This is a genomic window from Mesorhizobium sp. B264B1B, from assembly GCF_020165765.1.
Taxonomy (GTDB): Bacteria; Pseudomonadota; Alphaproteobacteria; order Rhizobiales; family Rhizobiaceae; genus Mesorhizobium.
Genome location: NZ_JAIUIS010000013.1, coordinates 170,914 through 185,741, shown reverse-complemented (window position 1 = coordinate 185,741; position 14,828 = coordinate 170,914). Strand labels below are relative to the sequence as shown.

Below are 14,828 nucleotides of genomic sequence, written 5' to 3'. Positions count from 1 at the left end.
TTCCAAGCAGAAAGGCGAGAAATGGCCCGCAAACATATCCTGCATATGCTGACGCCGTTGAAGCACATGAGCCCGTTCGACGTGAACATGGCGCTCGACGCTGGCTTCGATAGCGTGGTCCCCTATGTCGATGTCGACCTTGGTGAGGTGACAGGCCTGGTTCAGGACGCGATCTTTTCGCGCCCGCCGGATGCGGGGGTCGATACCGGCATCTTTATCGCCGGGAAGGATGCTTCGTTGGCGCTCGACATGTTCGATGCCGCGAAGAAGGCGATGGTGCCGCCTTTCCAGGTTTCGGTATTTGCCGACCCCGCCGGCTCGTTCACCACGGCCGCGGCGATGGTGGCCAAGGTCGAAAAGGCGTTGGAGAAGAAATTCGAGCGCGGGCTGAAGGACACGAGGGTGGCTGTTTTCGGCGCCACCGGCGTGGTTGGCTTCTGCACCGCCGTCATCGCGGCAAGGGAGGGCGCCCGCGTCACGCTTGTCGGCCATGACGGCATCGAAAGGGTGAAGCAGATCGCTGCCGAGATCAAAAGCCGATTCAAGATCGGTGTCGATGCGGCTGACGGATCGAGCGATGCCCGGAAAGCCGATCTGGTCGAAGCAAGTGAGGTCATATTGGCTTGTGCGAAAGCCGGCGTCCAGGTGGTTTCAAAGGCCCAGTTGAGAGGAAGCGGCTTGCTTATCGCCGCCGACGTCAACGCGGTCCCGCCCGCAGGCATCGAAGGATTGGCCGTCAATGCCAATGGCGACCCGCTAGAAGCGGCAAAGGTCGTCGGGATTGGCCCGCTTGCCATCGGCAACGTCAAATATAAGGTCGAGTCTGGCCTTTTCAAAAGAATGATCGAATCCGAAAAAACGATCGCGCTCGATTTCCAGGAAGCGTTTTCCCTTGCACGCGAGATTGCCAAATAGCGCCAGATCTCTGCTGATCGCGGCGATTTCAGGCCGGGCATTGGCCATGGCTGCGCGGCGTGCGGGCTATCGTCCGTTGGTCGCTGATTTCTTCTGCGATACCGATACGGTTGCGCTGGCAGAACGAACGACCAAGCTGCCGGGCAACCTACAGGACGGCATCGACGGCGAGCGCATCATCGAGACGCTTCGGGACCTGGTCGGCGAAGACCAGCCGGTCGCCGTCGTCCTGGGCTCGGGTTTTGAGCGGATGACGGAGACTGTCGACGCCGTCGCTCGCCATTTTCCGCTTGCCGGCAATCGCGGCGCGGCGATCAGCAGGATCAAGGACCCGCAATTGCTGGCCGCGGATTGTGCCGAACTCGGCATCCCACATCCGGAATTCCGGTGGGATCGACCGCCTGAGCCAGACAGCTGGGTGGCCAAGACCGTGGGCGGCGCCGGGGGTGGACATATCAGACAGGCGGCCGGAGAAAGCCAGACCACCGGCCGCTATTTCCAGCGTTTCGTCGCCGGACGCAGCATCTCGGCCCTGTTCGTCGGCGACGGCCAGGCCGCGCGCATCGTCGGCTTCAGCCAACAATGGACTTCCCCCGTCTCCACGGCGCCCTACCGCTATGGCGGGGCCGTGCGGCTGAGACGCTTCGACCGCAGGCAGGCGGCGGTCATCGGCGGCTGGCTTTCAGCCCTGACGCGCCGTGCCGGCCTGGTTGGATTGTGCAGCGCCGATCTCATTCGCGGATCGGATGGCTACAAGCTCATCGAGATCAATCCGCGGCCAGGCGCCACGCTGGACATTTTTGACGAGGCCGACGCGCCGCTGATCGAAGCACATCTGCGAGCTGCAACCGGCGGAACTTACCGTTTGCCACGCTTCGTCGATTCGATGGCTTCAATGGTGACCTACGCCGCGACGCCAATCGCGCGGTTTCCGTCGATTGCGTGGCCCGAATGGACCGCTGACCATCAGTCGCCCGGCACCCCTCTGATTGCCGGCGACCCCGTCTGCACCGTCTTCGCGCGCGGTCCGAACGCCGATTTGACCAGGCGGCTCATCAAGGGGCAAGCCCGCCGGTTGCAACTCCAATGGGAAGGAGACCGGACATGAAAGACGGTTCGGCATTCCTGAACGACAATGCACAGCGCATCGCTGACGGCATGATCAGCGACGCCGAACGGCTGCGGATCGCCGCTTCCAAGGGAACCTTGGGCGAGCTCCTTATCGATGTCGGCGCCAAGGCGCCCGGCAGCGTCGAGGCCGGGCTGCGCATGGCGGAGGCGGCGATGGGCGGTCTCGGCAGCGTGTCGGTGTTTATGGACCGCACGGAGCGGAAATGGCCGTTCACCGTCGAGGTGCGCTCGTCGCAGCCGGTACTAGCCTGCCTAGGCAGTCAATATGCGGGCTGGAACCTGTCTGCCCAGGACTATTTCGCCATGGGATCGGGACCGGCGCGGGCACTCGCCCGCGTCGAACCCCTGTTCGACGCGCTTTCCTATCGAGACACCGCATCGTCCGCCGTGCTTATCCTGGAGACTGCCAAACCGCCTCCCCCAGCAATCGTCGAGAAAGTGAGCAAGGCAACCGGATTGGCAACCGACAAGCTCACCTTCCTCTACGCGCCGACGCAAAGCCTTGCCGGCAGCCTGCAGATCGTTGCGCGCGCGCTCGAGGTTGCCCTGCACAAGGCCAACGATCTCAAATTTCCGCTGGAGAACGTTGTCGACGGCATCGGAGCGGCGCCAATCCCCGCCCCCCACCCGGATTTCCTGACCGCCATGGGCAGAACGAACGATGCCATCATCTATGGCGGCAGCGTCCAGCTCTTCGTAAAAGGGTCGGCAAAAGAGGCCAGCAACCTCGCGGAGAAACTTCCGAGCCGCGCCTCACGGGACTACGGTCAACCCTTTGCCGAGATCTTCAAGCGGTTCAAGGGGGATTTCTATGCCATCGATCCACTGTTGTTCAGCCCGGCCGAAGTGATCGTGACGGCGATCGAAACCGGCGACACGTTTCGCGCTGGCCGGCGTGATCCAAAGATGCTCGAACGGAGCCTCGGTTAGCATGGCGGCACAAAGAGACCCGTCCGTCATCCGCCACATCCGAGGCACCACATGATCCCTCGCATCCTGATCGTCAGCGACAATTCGGACACCGGCTCAAGTGGCCTCGCGGCAAGGCTTGGTCGACGGGGCGCTATTGTTGCAACCGTGCCGCTGGCGGCGATCGCGTTCGACACCGGCAGCCCGGGCGGACTTTCGATCCCCGGTTTCGGCGGTGCGCTGCCCGATGCCGTGCTCGTCCGTTCGATCGCCGCAGGATCGTTCGAAGCGATCACCCGGCGCCTCGGGGTACTGCACGCGCTGAGCCGGCTGTCGGTTCCCGTGTGGAATTCGGCGCAGGCGGTCGAACGCTGCGTCGACAAGTCGATGACGACTTTCCTCTTGAAAAATGCTGGCCTGCCAACGCCACCGACATTCGCCGTCGAAGGACTTGCCGCCGCCAAGGAGATCGCGGCGCAGGAGCTTCGGGAGGGACCGCTGGTGCTGAAACCATTGTTCGGGGCGCAAGGCCGCGGGATAAGGCTGATCCGTACGCTCTCCGACCTTCCCGCCGCAGACGAGGTGAACAGCGTCTACTATCTCCAGCACTATGTGTCGCGCGCCGGCCCGCCCTTCCGGGATTTCCGCGTTTTTGTCTGCGCCGGCGAAACAGTCGCGATGATGAGCCGCAGCAGCGACGACTGGATCACGAACGTCAACCGGGGTGGCGTGCCGGAGCCGGTTTCGGGACCTGGCAAGGCTGAGCTGGCATCGCTGGCTGTCGCCGCGTCAGCCGCCGTCGGCGCGGATTTCGCCGGCGTGGACATCGTGCGAGCCGACGATGGCAGCTTGTTCGTACTCGAGGTGAACAGCATGCCCGCTTGGTCAGGACTGCAATCGGTGGTCGCTGTGAACATCGCCGAGGCGATCGCCGATGCCCTGCTGAAATTCCTGGCCGACCGCACCGAAGCGACCGCCGCGCCGCGGCCCTTCCGTTTCACCGCGCCGGCGAATTCGTAACGGAGCGGCAGGATGGCGTTATCGCGTGAACGCCTCCGGGCTAGCTACAAGGATGCCTGCCGGATGGAGATCGAAGCTCTGAAGCCGGGCAATGTCCACCTGTTCGCCGACGGACACGGCATGTCCGCCGCCCAGTTCATGATGAGTGCCGAGGTTTCGTCCGAGCCGCTGACCGATCCTCGCCTCTCGGTCGGGCAGCGCATGCTGGAGGCGGTGCGTGCGACACGCCTGGCGGTAGCAACCAACACCAATCTCGGCATCGTCCTCCTGGCGGGGCCTCTGATAGGCGCCGCCGAAATGAGGAGTGGCAGCTTGCAGGACAATCTCGACTCGCTGCTGCGCGCGTTGAGCATGGACGATACCAGGGCAGTGTTCGAGGCGATCGCCATGGCAGCGCCAGGCGGCCTGGGAGATGCCGCGAATGATGTGCGGCAGGAGCCGAAGGTTCATCTCTTGGAAGCAATGCGGGAGGCTGCCGACCGCGATATGATCGCCCGCCAGTATGACACCTGTTTCGGCGACGTGTTCGGGGTAGGGCTGGCCGCGCTGGTAGGGGCGCTAGCTCGCGGAGAAAGCGGCATGTGGCCGACCGTGTTCGCCTATATGGCGTTTCTCGCAGGCTTCCCCGACAGTCACGTGGTGCGCAATCACGGAATTGAAGTCGCAAATCAGGTGCGACAGGACGCTCTTTCCGTTCAGGCGACGCTCCATGCCAACGGCGACGAGCCGTCACGCATTCGCCTGCTCATGGAGTTCGACCGCCGGCTGAAGGCGGACAAAGTAAACCCCGGCACCTCGGCCGATCTGACCGTGGCTACTCTTTTAGTCCACACTCTAGGCACTCGCTTGCATAATCGCGGCGTTGGTGCTTGACTTCCAAAAGCGGGAGCTGTGCTTCCGCGGCTATCTAGCCAACCGGTCCGGGCAATCCGGGCGCTGCCAACAAGGATAGCTGTCCATCGAGCGCCTGCTCGGTTGCAGCGTCCGTGGACATCATAATTGTGTCTTGGAGGAAATTGGCATGGCAAAAATCTCGAAGGTAATGGTCGGTGAATCGCTGGTCGGGGACGGCAACGAAGTCGCGCATGTCGACCTGCTCATCGGGCCGCGAGGGAGCGCAGTCGAAACGGCATTTTGCAACGCGCTCACCAACAACAAGGACGGTTTTACCTCGCTTTTGGCGGTGATCGCGCCCAATCTTCAATGCAAGCCCAATACGGTGATGTTCAACAAGGTCACGATCAAGGGCGCCAAGCAGGCTGTACAGATGTTCGGCCCGGCGCAGCACGCCGTTGCAAAGGCAGTGCAGGACAGCGTCGCGGACGGGACAATTCCGGCAAACGAAGCGGACGACGTGTTCATTTGCGTTGGCGTATTCATCCATTGGGACGCGGCCGACGACGCCAAGATCCAGAAATACAACTACGAGGCGACAAAGGAGGCCATCCAGCGCGCTATCACAGGAACCCCGACCGCCGCCGAAGCCACCGCTCAGCGCGACAACGTCAAGCATCCGTTCGCGGCCTAGACAAGAGACAGCCCCGCACAGGAAAAGCCATCTTCCGAAACGGATGGTCTGTTGCGCCGGCTGAAAAGGGTTCTGGGCTTTTGAAGCGACACTCCCGAAGGGCGCCCGCCTTTCGGGGGTGAGGAGCAACTGTGATCAGGCGCCGAACGACGCCAGGTGACTAGGTGTGAGCGTGGCGTTGTGCAGTGAGGTTGCGACCAGCGCTGCGGCGATGCCCATCGCTGACAATGCGTGGATATCGTTGTCATCGCGGACGCCGCCGGCCGCGATGACCGCGCGACTTCCCGCCTTGGCCTTGACCTCCTCCAGCCGCCTGAAGTCCGGGCCGGCGGCCGCACCGACTTTGGCCAGCGTCATGACGATCACCTTTTGCGGCCAAAGCTCGGGCTCAGCGAGAAGAGAACGCGGTCCGCAAAAATCATCGCCAAGGAAATCAAGGGACAGGATGAGATCGGGATGATCGCGAAAATGCCGGAGCAGCACATCGTCCTGCTGCGATTCGGAGCCCAACACGGGGTGCACCGAACGTTCAGCAAGCGCCGCCGAAAGTGTTTTCCTGTCTGCTACGCCGGCATCGACCCAGAGCTCAGGCGGCTGCGTCATCGCCCTCAGCCGGGCAAGTGCGTCGCTGTTTGGAGTACCGCCTCCGATGGCGTCCAGATCGGCGATGTAGAAGGTCGAAAAGGGATAAAGCGTGCGCAACCCTTCGGCGACGGCGAGGACATCGGAACTTCGGCTGAGCGGGGTAACGATCGGCCGGTAGCGATCGCGTTTTCCTTGCTGGGCGCGAACGACCTCGCCGCCTTTCAAGTCGAGAACCGGAATGATGCGCAACGTTTTTCTCGCCGACCAACTGCTGTCATGAAAGCTTGAAGTGTGGAAAAAAGAAAGAGCATCATTGCGGGCTTCGACATTGGCGGCGCGCATCTGAAGGTGACGCGCGCGCAAGGCGGCCGCATCGTCGGCGCGGTAACGATCGCCACGCCGCTCTGGCAAGGGTTGCACAGCCTGACCTCGGCCCTCGACGAAACAGCTCCGATCTATGCGGAAGCCGATCTCAACGCGTTCACCATGACGGGCGAACTGTCGGACATCTTTGCGTCCCGCGATATCGGCGTGACGACGCTGCTGGATCAGATTTCCAACCGTTTTCCCACAGGCGAAAAGCTGATCTATGCCGGATCATCCGGCTTTGTCGAGGTCGAGCAGGCAGCGCGGCTGAGCACCGATGTCGCCTCCGCCAACTGGCACGCGACAGCCTCTTTGGTGGCAAAATTGGCCGGCGATGCCCTGTTCGTCGACATGGGCTCCACCACCACCGACATTATCGCAATCAAGAATGGCGCCGTCGTCAATGAGGGGTACACCGATGCAGGACGGCTTCTGACTGGCGAACTGGTCTATACGGGATTTACCAGGACATTTCTGTTCGGCGTAGCCTCGTCTGCTCCTGTCCATCGAAGACTGACGCCATTGATGAACGAGTATTTCGCCTCGATCGCCGACGCGCACCGGATCCTGGGCGTGCTCGATGAGGAGGACGACATGCACCCTTCCGCCGACGGCAAGGAAAAGACGGTCCACGGCTCAATCGCGCGACTGGCGCGCATGGTCGGGCGCGACGCCGCTGAACTTTCGCCGCCGGAATGGGGTGAAGTCGCACGCTGGTTCAGCGAGCAGCAATTGCGGAAAATCCACGACGCAGCATCCCTGGTTGCCTGGGGTCTTGCTCAAGATGTTCCGATCGTCGGCGCCGGAACGGGCCGCTGGCAGATCAGGCGGCTGGCCGAGCGCATGGAACGTCGCTTTGTCGATTTCGCCGACATCGTCCCCGCTCATGAAGCTGTTCGCGGCGAGGCCAGCCGCGCCGCACCAGCATCGGCGGTGGCGCTGCTGGCTGGATATCGATCACAAGCAGCGTAGCGGCGCTCGCGCCGTCACGCTCACGCGTCCCCGCTGCTGGACCCTTTGGCGGCTAGGTGATCGCTGACACGCTGCATCAGCCAACCCCAGGCTTCCCGTTCGTCGGCGCCGGCTGTCTTTTCGATAGAGATCGAAAGATACGCGATCTCGGCCTCGATCTTGTCGCGGGGTAGCATGCCAAGCCGGCTGACCAGGATGGCCAGTTCCAGAACAGCCGCCTTGGCACGGTTAAGGCCGGTGAAGGGCGCATGCATTTCCTCTCGAAGCACGCGGCAGAAATGGCGAGGGCGCACGCCATCATCGTCAACGCTCTCGACTTCGAGAACCGAATGCGCCAGCGCAGTCGCCAACCGGGGAACCAGAAAATCTTCAAGGGGAACGGTCGGCCAGTCCTTGCGCCCGGTCAGGCATCCAGCGAAGACGCGCACGTCGTCGGTGTAGTTGGCGATGGCGAACGGCACCGCCGCCAGATTGTCGAGCGTAACCGAGGGACGAAACGGTGCGATGACCCAGCCGTCTTTTTCGGAGATTATGCCGATCGGCGCGATATGGACCTTTCCTGTCTTGTCGACAGTGGTGATGATTGTCTCGCGAATGTAAGGCACCTAGCCCTCCTTCTTCGCGCGAAGCGTTTCGCCCGGTTTGGCAAGACGGGTACGGTCGGTTTCGGGAGCCGGTGCGGCAACGCCCCATGCGAGCGGCTCGTCCTGAACATAGCGCTTGCCGAGGCGCCACGCGATCTCGGCCTTCGTCAGTTCCGCGCCCAGATAGAAAGCATGCGCACCATCGGTCTCCACGCCAAGTCCGGCGAAGAATTCGAACGCATCCGTGGCAACCGCGTGCCCTTTGCCGTTGAAAATATGAATGCCGTCCTCCGCTGCCGCGATACGGTAGTTGGCGTCGCGCACCTCGGCCGCCAATCCAGCGATATCATCGGTCGAGGCCGTGAAGGGCTTGCGATCGTGGATCTGCAGCAAGCCTGGGTGATAGCTACGCGGCAGTGCACCGTCATTGCGGGCGGCGAACATGATGCGACGGGCAATGTCGTGCTCCTCGATCGTCCGCACCGTGTGAGGGCTGACATGTACGGCTAGCACGTTTCGAATCCCGAGTTCCGAGCAGAGCCCCGTTAGAACGGCCGTAACGCCAGAACTGTCGGCGTCGGTAAGTTCGGTGAGATTGCCGGTGCCCATCAGCAATTCGATCTTCGGCCAGCGGCGGCGCGCCTCGATGAAGCGGCCGAGCGATTGGGCGAAGCCGAAGTGGATCGGATCCAACACGGGATCGGCGATAAAGGAAATGCCAGCCCTTTGCGCCGCATCGATAGCGCGGCCAAGCGAATCCAGATCGCCGGGGGCGGACGGGATCAACACCGCCGTAGCCCCATGGCCGAACACTAACGGCAGCGTGTTCTCGTCGAGGCTGAGAAGATAGTCCGCACCGGCGCGTGCACCGATCGACAGTTCGTCCGCGCTGGCCGAATCGACGCTGACCTGAAATCCTTGTGCCTTGAGCTCGCGCACAGCCTCCGACAGCAACGGAAATGGCGTTTCAGGCAGGCAGCCAAGATCGATGACATCGGCGCCGGCCGCAGCTAGCGTCCCCGCCCGCAGCGTGAGCGCTTCGATCGACAGCATTGGCGCATCGACGATCTCGGCGAAGATGCGCATATCGTGACGCGTAAGATCCGGCGGCTCGCCGACACGGCCGAGAAAGGCCGGCAGGTCCGCGATCTCGTCAGGACCGCGCGCAAAGGGCACGCCGAAATGGTTCGACAATTGCTCGATATCGCCGCGATAGCGCCCTGGCAGGATAAAGCGGTCAACGGCGTTGGGCGCGATGAGACGCCGCTTTATGATGTCTTCGGTCATCAGTGCGGCGACCTTGACACCTATGTCGACCACCTCCCACGAAAACTCCGTCTCGCCCAGACCGGATAGCAGCTTTTCCAACCGTGCCCTGGCCAGATGTCCCGTGAGAAAGACCAGCCGCTCAGCCATGGCCGGACAGCTCGGCCCGGCGTTGCTGAACCGCCGCGTTGAGGTCCGCGAGCGACTCGACGACCTGGGTTCGTTCGAACCCCTTCAGCCGCTCGGTGTTTTCCAGGTCAATCCTGCGCGGATAGACTTTGACCAGGCCATGCGGCGCCATGGTTTCGAGTTCGGGTGCGGTGTCGCAGGCAAAGACGATGATCGGCACGCGGCACTTTCCGGCTTGCGCAAAGACGTTGGTGGCAAGCGTATCGGATATACCCCAGACGCATTTGGCAACCGTGTTGGACGAGGCAGGCGCCACCACGACCGTGTGGTAGACGCCGTGGTAAAATTCGCCGACGGGAATGGCGCTCGCCGTCTTGTCGTGCAGCACGCGCGTCGTCTCCGGAAAATCGAGTTTGAGCTTGTACATGCGCAGCACTTCATTGGCGGCTTTCGACACGAAGACATCGCAATGTTCGAGTTGGCGAACAAGTGCGAAGCTCTCCGTGAAAAAATGCCCGGACCCCGTCAAAACCCACGCCCAGCGCGGCACGTGCAGCTTCACCATCGGCTATCCTGCCTTCTTTGCCGAGCGGGTCGAAGCCACAATCCCGATGCCGGGCAGCTTGCCCGATGCGAGTAGCGCGCCCGCCTCGGCGGCATCCTTCGGACCGGCGAGACGGAAATCGATGCCGTCGGGCAGCATGGCGGCAAAGCCTGGGTCGACAATGCCCCTGGCCTTCAGGCTGTCAGGGGTATCGTTGTCGAAGAATGCATCGGTCTGCTTGATAAGCAACAGCGCGTTCGCGCCAAGCTTCCCGCCAAGCCAGGCAGCCAGGGAATCGGAGGTAATGTCCCAAGAGGCCGGAAGGTCCGGTGCCGGCAACGCAAGTGACGACGGCAGCCACACCGGAACCTTGCCTTCGTCCAATGCTCGCACAATCTCCTCCAGCGATCGTGCCGGCGTCAGTCTTTCGTCCCGATCGAGGATGATTTGGCCGAACTGCTCCATGGCGAGGATCGCCATGGCATGTGCGGCGGTGTCGGAAAAATCCATGCGGGTCTGCGTCTCGCGCACCTGATCGGCAAACAGGCCGCCGCCGGGCACGATGACGATCGGTAACCTGGAACCCGCCAGCGCCGCGATCCAGCTCGTCATTTCCGCCGCATGGGCAGTGCTGCCGCCAAGCTTGACGACGGCCCGCCCGAGGACGTCGGAGCCTTGCTGGCGCGGCCGGGAAACACTGCCTCTGTCTTTTCGGCCGGCAGAGCCGGAGGCGACACCGCGTCCTGCCGATTGGCGCTTGCGTTCGATCTCGACGCCGACACCGCCAGGCCCGAGCTCGAGTTTTTCCACCCTTACCGTGACGCGCACGACGCGCTCGTTCTCCAGAACGTGCGCCGCCACTTGCTCGGCCAAAGCCTCGCTGAGCTGAATGTGCCCCCGCGCGACGATGGTGCGAATGCCATCCATGATGATGTCATAGGAGAACACATGGCGCATGTCCTCGGGATGGTCGGTGACTTGCAGCACGTCGGCGATCACATCAAAGCGCACCTTTTGAGTATGACCATGCTCGAAGCTGTAGGCACCGATCTGGACCGGCAGAACAAAATCCCGCACGAAAATCCTGTCCGTGCCCAGTGTCGGATCGGTGCCCGGCGAATAGCCTCTCGCTGCCAACAGGCGATAGTCGATGCTCGATTTACCGCCCGTCCCAGGCTCTGCCGGGACCAATTCGCGAATCTGCAAGACCGCCTCGGCGCTGATTGAACCCGCGCGGTCGGCATGGCCACACAGCGCGCCGCGAAAGCCGAGGAAATCGGGAGCGAAAGGCAATAGACGTGGAATATCCGGGGCTTCGAGCGATCCGCTCAGGCCAACCATCAGACCGAGCGACTTGGCTCGATCGACGAATCCCGGAATCCGCTCCGGTGGCAAATGGTCGAGCAGCCGGCCCTTTCCCTTCTGCGCGGTATCAACCATCACGCCGTGGAAGCGGTGCCTGCCGAATACCGGCAGGAGCTCGAAGTCCGGCGCCAGATCGGCAAAGAGCACAGCGATCAACTTCGTTCGCGCGGCCAGCGGTTCGAGCGCCTCCGCGCAGGCAGGGATGTGAGCCGATGGGAAAAACCCGATCTTGACATAATCGACGCCGGTCGCCGCGATCTCTTCAGCCTTGGCGCGGATCGTTTCGGGTTCCATCGGCAGGTCGCCGCAGACCGCGCTGACCGGAGCCCGACCAGCGATGAACGAAATCGTTCGGCGGATGGTTTCCGTGGGTACCGCGCCCAACGCTCCCGCCTTCGGATCCTTCAGATCGACGATGTCGGCGCCGCTCGAAAGAACGATCTCCGCCTCTTCGATGCCGGTGACGCTGGCCAGCATTCTGGTCATTTGAACAGTTTCTCCAGTTTGGAGGACAAGATCTTTTGTCCTTCGTCCGCTTGATTCTCGCGCACGTCGCGGATGACATAGCTGCGAACGACCTCGAAATCGAAGATGGCAATCTTTTCAGCCGCCATGGCATGTTTGTCAAAAAGACACCGAGCCAGGGCAGACGCGAAAAGTCGTCCGATAGGGTTTGATAAATTTTGCGGGTCGGCTAAGTTGACCATGGGCACCTGGACTTGGCGCTGCTCCGACACCCGTCGGACCTCAGCGCAAGAATGGGTAATTACTATCGATGACGAGCGCGGTGCCGGGCACTCTCGCCGCCTTTTTGTGCTTTTTTTCCCTGACCGTCAACGCTCCGGGCGCGATAGCCCAGGAAGCGGCGGCGAAGCCGGAAAAAAAGGTCACTGAAATCAAGATAGGGTATTTGCGGGCCTACGCGCCGCAATTGACGCTTTCCATGCTCGACCTGCCGCCGCGTGATGAAGGTGTCGCCGGCGCCACTGTGGCAATCGGCGATAACAACACCACCGGAAAATTCACCGACCAGAAATTCAGCCTCGACGTGACCGAGATCAAACCCGAAGCCGACGCGGTTCAGGCATTCGAGGACCTGATCGCCAAAGGTGACCACTATGTCGTCGCAGACCTCTCGGCCAAACAATTGCTGTCGATCGCCGATATAGCCCGCGACAAGGGCGTGCTGATCTTCAACATCGGTGCCACCGACGATAGCCTGCGCGAGGAGGACTGCCGCATCAATGTTTTTCATATCGCGCCGACGCGCAGCATGCTTGCCGATGCGCTGGCGCAGTATCTCATGGTGAAGAAGTGGCCGAATTGGGTGCTGCTCTACGGCTCGCATGAGCAGGACCATCTCTACGCCGACGCGTTGCGCCGCGCGGCAACCCGTTTCGGCGGCCAGATCGTCGCCGAGAAGGAATTCAAGGACACCGGCACGGCCAGGCGTACCGACACCGGCGCCACGCAGATACAGCAGCAGATTTCCGTATTCACGCAGGATCTGCCGGAGCACGACATTGTGCTTGTCGCCGACGAAAGCCAGGTGTTTGGCACCTACGTGCCCTACCGCACCTGGACGCCGCGGCTGGTCGCCGGCACGGCCGGGCTTGTTGCATCGTCGTGGCATCCCGCCAGCGAGCAATGGGGCGGCATCCAGATGCAGAGCCGCTTCCTGAAGACGACGGCCCGGCGGATGCTTTCCAAGGACATGTCGGCGTGGACAGCAGTGCGTGCCGTCGGCGAAGCCACCACGCGCACCAAAGGCGACGATGCCAAAAAGATCAGTGACTACATCCGGTCGGGCGATTTCTCGGTTGCCGCCTTCAAGGGACAGAAACTCACCTTCCGCAAATGGAACCTCCAGCTTCGCCAGCCGATCCTGCTTGGCGACACCAAGTCGGTCGTGTCGACATCGCCGCAGGAGGGCTATCTCCACCAATTCTCCGAACTCGATACGCTTGGTATCGATCAGCCGGAAACGAAATGCGTTCTCAAGTAGGGCCAAAGGGGAGGAATTTGCGTGCAGACACGAGCTTGTGCATTGGCCATTCTCGCGGCCGGCCTCACGGCCAGCCCGGCATCGGCCTATACGGCCTACGTTTCCAACGAGAAGGACAACACGATGACGGTCGTCGACACGGCCACCATGCAAGTGGTGAAGACCGTCGAGGTCGGCCAGAGGCCACGCGGCATCACCATCTCGCATGACGGCAAATTCGTTTATCTTTGCGCCAGTGACGACGACACGGTCGAAATCATCGACACCGCGACGCTGCAAATCGTCGGCACGCTGCCATCTGGCCCCGATCCCGAATTGTTCGTGCTCTCGCCTGACGGCAAGACGCTCTATGTCGCCAATGAGGACGACAACCTCGTCACCGCCATCGACGTCGAGAGCAAGCAGGTCATGGCCGAGATTCCAGTCGGCGTGGAACCGGAAGGCATGGGTATCAGCCCTAATGGCAAGATCATGGTCAACACCTCGGAAACCACCAGCATGGCGCATTTCATCGACACTGGCACCCACGATGTAACCGATAACGTACTGGTCGACACGCGCCCGCGCTTTGCCGAATTCAAGCCGGACGGCTCGCAGGTCTGGGTCAGCGCCGAGGTCGGCGGCACCGTCAGCGTCATCGATAACGCCAAACGCGAAGTGGTGAAGAAGATCCAGTTCGCGATCCAGGGATTGCGGGCTGAGACCATCCAGCCGGTAGGCATCGCCATCAGCGCCGACGGCAAGAAAGCCTATGTCGCGCTCGGCCCGGCGAACCATGTCGCCGTGGTCAATACCGACACCTACGAGGTCGAGAAATACATCCTCGTCGGCCAACGCGTCTGGCACCTGGCCTTCACACCCGACCAGAAAACGCTGATCACCACGAATGGCAACTCCAACGACATCACGTTCATCGATACGGCGACCGACGAGCCGGTCCAATCGCTCACCGTAGGCCAGCAGCCTTGGGGTGTGGCCATTTCGCCCAAATAGCAGACATTGATCATGGGGAGGATCGCGACATGAAATTTCGCCATAGGTTTATCTTCGCCGCGCTCGCCGGATTTGTGCTTGCTCCGATCGCCGCAAGCGCGGATGACGCAACGCCAAAACCATCGCGTGCCAGCAAGAACCTGCCGGAATTGATTATCGGCTCGGCCGATTCCACCTATGCCGTCAATCAGAAGGATTTCGAGCTGATCGCCGGCCAAGGCTATCGCTGGAAGATCACCTCCAAGGGCGGTTTCGAATACAAGTTCGTGACCGACCTGTTCCGCAATGTGTGGATGGACCAGATCGTCATCGACGATCTGGAGGTGCATATGGACGGCGGACCGGCCTGGCTGGAATTCGACGACGCGGGAACGATCCAGGTGCAATTCCACACAGTTCGCCCCGGCGAGTATACCTGGTCGGTTCCCGACCTCGCCGACAAGGGCCTGAAGGGCAAGATCACGATCAAGTGAGACCAAAGGAAATCAGGCGCGCTAGATAGCAGTGCGTCCTGCC

General features: G+C 61.8%; 16 protein-coding genes. 10 read left to right on the top strand and 6 right to left on the bottom strand.

Features of this window, described 5'->3' with window-relative positions; translation table 11 throughout:
* The first annotated feature begins 21 nt into the window (after positions 1 to 21).
* The 6 genes from LB547_RS24690 to fae all read left to right on the top strand — a co-directional run bounded on the left by LB547_RS24690 (position 22) and on the right by fae (position 5,503).
* On the top strand, positions 22 to 915 hold the full coding sequence (locus LB547_RS24690) for an NAD(P)-dependent methylenetetrahydromethanopterin dehydrogenase (protein ID WP_140566625.1): 894 nt from the start codon (positions 22 to 24) through the stop codon (positions 913 to 915).
* Between the two features lie 46 nt (positions 916 to 961).
* Entirely contained in the window at positions 962 to 2,023 is a 1,062-nt protein-coding gene (locus LB547_RS24685) for an ATP-grasp domain-containing protein (RefSeq protein ID WP_224655934.1), read from the top strand.
* Positions 2,020 to 2,976: a methenyltetrahydromethanopterin cyclohydrolase gene (mch, locus tag LB547_RS24680; RefSeq protein WP_140515161.1), complete on the top strand. Its 957-nt coding sequence runs from the start codon at positions 2,020 to 2,022 to the stop codon at positions 2,974 to 2,976. Before LB547_RS24685 ends, mch begins: the two co-directional genes overlap by 4 nt.
* 51 nt (positions 2,977 to 3,027) lie before the next feature.
* Positions 3,028 to 3,975: an ATP-grasp domain-containing protein gene (locus LB547_RS24675; protein ID WP_140515160.1), complete on the top strand. Its 948-nt coding sequence runs from the start codon at positions 3,028 to 3,030 to the stop codon at positions 3,973 to 3,975.
* 12 nt (positions 3,976 to 3,987) lie between these two features.
* Entirely contained in the window at positions 3,988 to 4,848 is an 861-nt protein-coding gene (locus LB547_RS24670) for a triphosphoribosyl-dephospho-CoA synthase (RefSeq protein WP_140515159.1), read from the top strand.
* Positions 4,849 to 4,996: 148 nt separating this feature from the next.
* Positions 4,997 to 5,503: a formaldehyde-activating enzyme gene (gene fae, locus LB547_RS24665; RefSeq protein WP_140762927.1), complete on the top strand. Its 507-nt coding sequence runs from the start codon at positions 4,997 to 4,999 to the stop codon at positions 5,501 to 5,503.
* 135 nt (positions 5,504 to 5,638) lie between these two features.
* Here the strand turns inward: fae and LB547_RS24660 are convergent, their stop codons facing one another.
* Positions 5,639 to 6,430: a HisA/HisF-related TIM barrel protein gene (locus LB547_RS24660; RefSeq protein WP_140515158.1), complete on the bottom strand. Its 792-nt coding sequence runs from the start codon at positions 6,428 to 6,430 to the stop codon at positions 5,639 to 5,641.
* Here LB547_RS24660 and LB547_RS24655 point away from each other — a divergent pair.
* Complete coding sequence (locus LB547_RS24655; RefSeq protein ID WP_140524699.1) at positions 6,380 to 7,426, top strand: hydantoinase/oxoprolinase family protein; 1,047 nt, start codon at positions 6,380 to 6,382, stop codon at positions 7,424 to 7,426. The genes LB547_RS24660 and LB547_RS24655 overlap by 51 nt on opposite strands.
* A 20-nt stretch (positions 7,427 to 7,446) precedes the next feature.
* Here LB547_RS24655 and LB547_RS24650 read toward each other — a convergent pair whose 3' ends face one another.
* Genes LB547_RS24650 through LB547_RS24630 form a run of 5 tightly spaced genes read right to left on the bottom strand, consistent with a single transcriptional unit; the run spans position 7,447 to position 12,051 of the window.
* The gene (locus LB547_RS24650; RefSeq protein WP_140524700.1) at positions 7,447 to 8,031 is read right to left on the bottom strand and encodes a DUF447 domain-containing protein; all 585 of its coding nucleotides are present in this window, start codon (positions 8,029 to 8,031) and stop codon (positions 7,447 to 7,449) included.
* Positions 8,032 to 9,426, bottom strand: a complete 1,395-nt coding sequence (locus tag LB547_RS24645; RefSeq protein ID WP_140560486.1) for a DUF6513 domain-containing protein — start codon at positions 9,424 to 9,426, stop codon at positions 8,032 to 8,034.
* Complete coding sequence (locus LB547_RS24640; RefSeq protein ID WP_140515154.1) at positions 9,419 to 9,970, bottom strand: flavoprotein; 552 nt, start codon at positions 9,968 to 9,970, stop codon at positions 9,419 to 9,421. Before LB547_RS24640 ends, LB547_RS24645 begins: the two co-directional genes overlap by 8 nt.
* A gap of 3 nt (positions 9,971 to 9,973) precedes the next feature.
* Positions 9,974 to 11,800 carry a (5-formylfuran-3-yl)methyl phosphate synthase gene (locus LB547_RS24635; protein WP_140762924.1) on the bottom strand — a complete coding sequence of 609 codons (1,827 nt, stop codon included), beginning with the start codon at positions 11,798 to 11,800 and terminating at the stop codon, positions 9,974 to 9,976.
* Positions 11,797 to 12,051, bottom strand: a complete 255-nt coding sequence (locus tag LB547_RS24630) for a hypothetical protein (RefSeq protein WP_140560484.1) — start codon at positions 12,049 to 12,051, stop codon at positions 11,797 to 11,799. Before LB547_RS24630 ends, LB547_RS24635 begins: the two co-directional genes overlap by 4 nt.
* A 38-nt stretch (positions 12,052 to 12,089) precedes the next feature.
* Between LB547_RS24630 and LB547_RS24625 the strand changes: the two genes are divergently transcribed.
* Genes LB547_RS24625 through LB547_RS24615 form a run of 3 tightly spaced genes read left to right on the top strand, consistent with a single transcriptional unit; the run spans position 12,090 to position 14,785 of the window.
* Positions 12,090 to 13,319: an ABC transporter substrate-binding protein gene (locus LB547_RS24625; protein WP_140632166.1), complete on the top strand. Its 1,230-nt coding sequence runs from the start codon at positions 12,090 to 12,092 to the stop codon at positions 13,317 to 13,319.
* A gap of 42 nt (positions 13,320 to 13,361) precedes the next feature.
* Positions 13,362 to 14,312, top strand: coding sequence for a YVTN family beta-propeller repeat protein (locus LB547_RS24620; protein WP_224655933.1), 951 nt, complete (start codon positions 13,362 to 13,364; stop codon positions 14,310 to 14,312).
* A 29-nt stretch (positions 14,313 to 14,341) separates the two neighbouring features.
* On the top strand, positions 14,342 to 14,785 hold the full coding sequence (locus tag LB547_RS24615) for a hypothetical protein (protein WP_140557423.1): 444 nt from the start codon (positions 14,342 to 14,344) through the stop codon (positions 14,783 to 14,785).
* The last annotated feature ends 43 nt before the right edge of the window (positions 14,786 to 14,828 follow it).

Excerpts from the sequence above, each read along its gene's own strand:
- LB547_RS24690 (WP_140566625.1), top strand. The coding sequence starts at position 22 with ATGGCCCGCAAACATATCCTGCATATGCTGACGCCGTTGAAGCACATG.
- LB547_RS24685 (WP_224655934.1), top strand. The coding sequence starts at position 962 with ATGGCTGCGCGGCGTGCGGGCTATCGTCCGTTGGTCGCTGATTTCTTC.
- mch (WP_140515161.1), top strand. The coding sequence starts at position 2,020 with ATGAAAGACGGTTCGGCATTCCTGAACGACAATGCACAGCGCATCGCT.
- LB547_RS24675 (WP_140515160.1), top strand. The coding sequence starts at position 3,028 with ATGATCCCTCGCATCCTGATCGTCAGCGACAATTCGGACACCGGCTCA.
- LB547_RS24670 (WP_140515159.1), top strand. The coding sequence starts at position 3,988 with ATGGCGTTATCGCGTGAACGCCTCCGGGCTAGCTACAAGGATGCCTGC.
- fae (WP_140762927.1), top strand. The coding sequence starts at position 4,997 with ATGGCAAAAATCTCGAAGGTAATGGTCGGTGAATCGCTGGTCGGGGAC.
- LB547_RS24660 (WP_140515158.1), bottom strand. The coding sequence starts at position 6,430 with ATGCGCGCCGCCAATGTCGAAGCCCGCAATGATGCTCTTTCTTTTTTC.
- LB547_RS24645 (WP_140560486.1), bottom strand. The coding sequence starts at position 9,426 with ATGGCTGAGCGGCTGGTCTTTCTCACGGGACATCTGGCCAGGGCACGG.
- LB547_RS24640 (WP_140515154.1), bottom strand. The coding sequence starts at position 9,970 with ATGGTGAAGCTGCACGTGCCGCGCTGGGCGTGGGTTTTGACGGGGTCC.
- LB547_RS24635 (WP_140762924.1), bottom strand. The coding sequence starts at position 11,800 with ATGACCAGAATGCTGGCCAGCGTCACCGGCATCGAAGAGGCGGAGATC.
- LB547_RS24625 (WP_140632166.1), top strand. The coding sequence starts at position 12,090 with ATGACGAGCGCGGTGCCGGGCACTCTCGCCGCCTTTTTGTGCTTTTTT.
- LB547_RS24615 (WP_140557423.1), top strand. The coding sequence starts at position 14,342 with ATGAAATTTCGCCATAGGTTTATCTTCGCCGCGCTCGCCGGATTTGTG.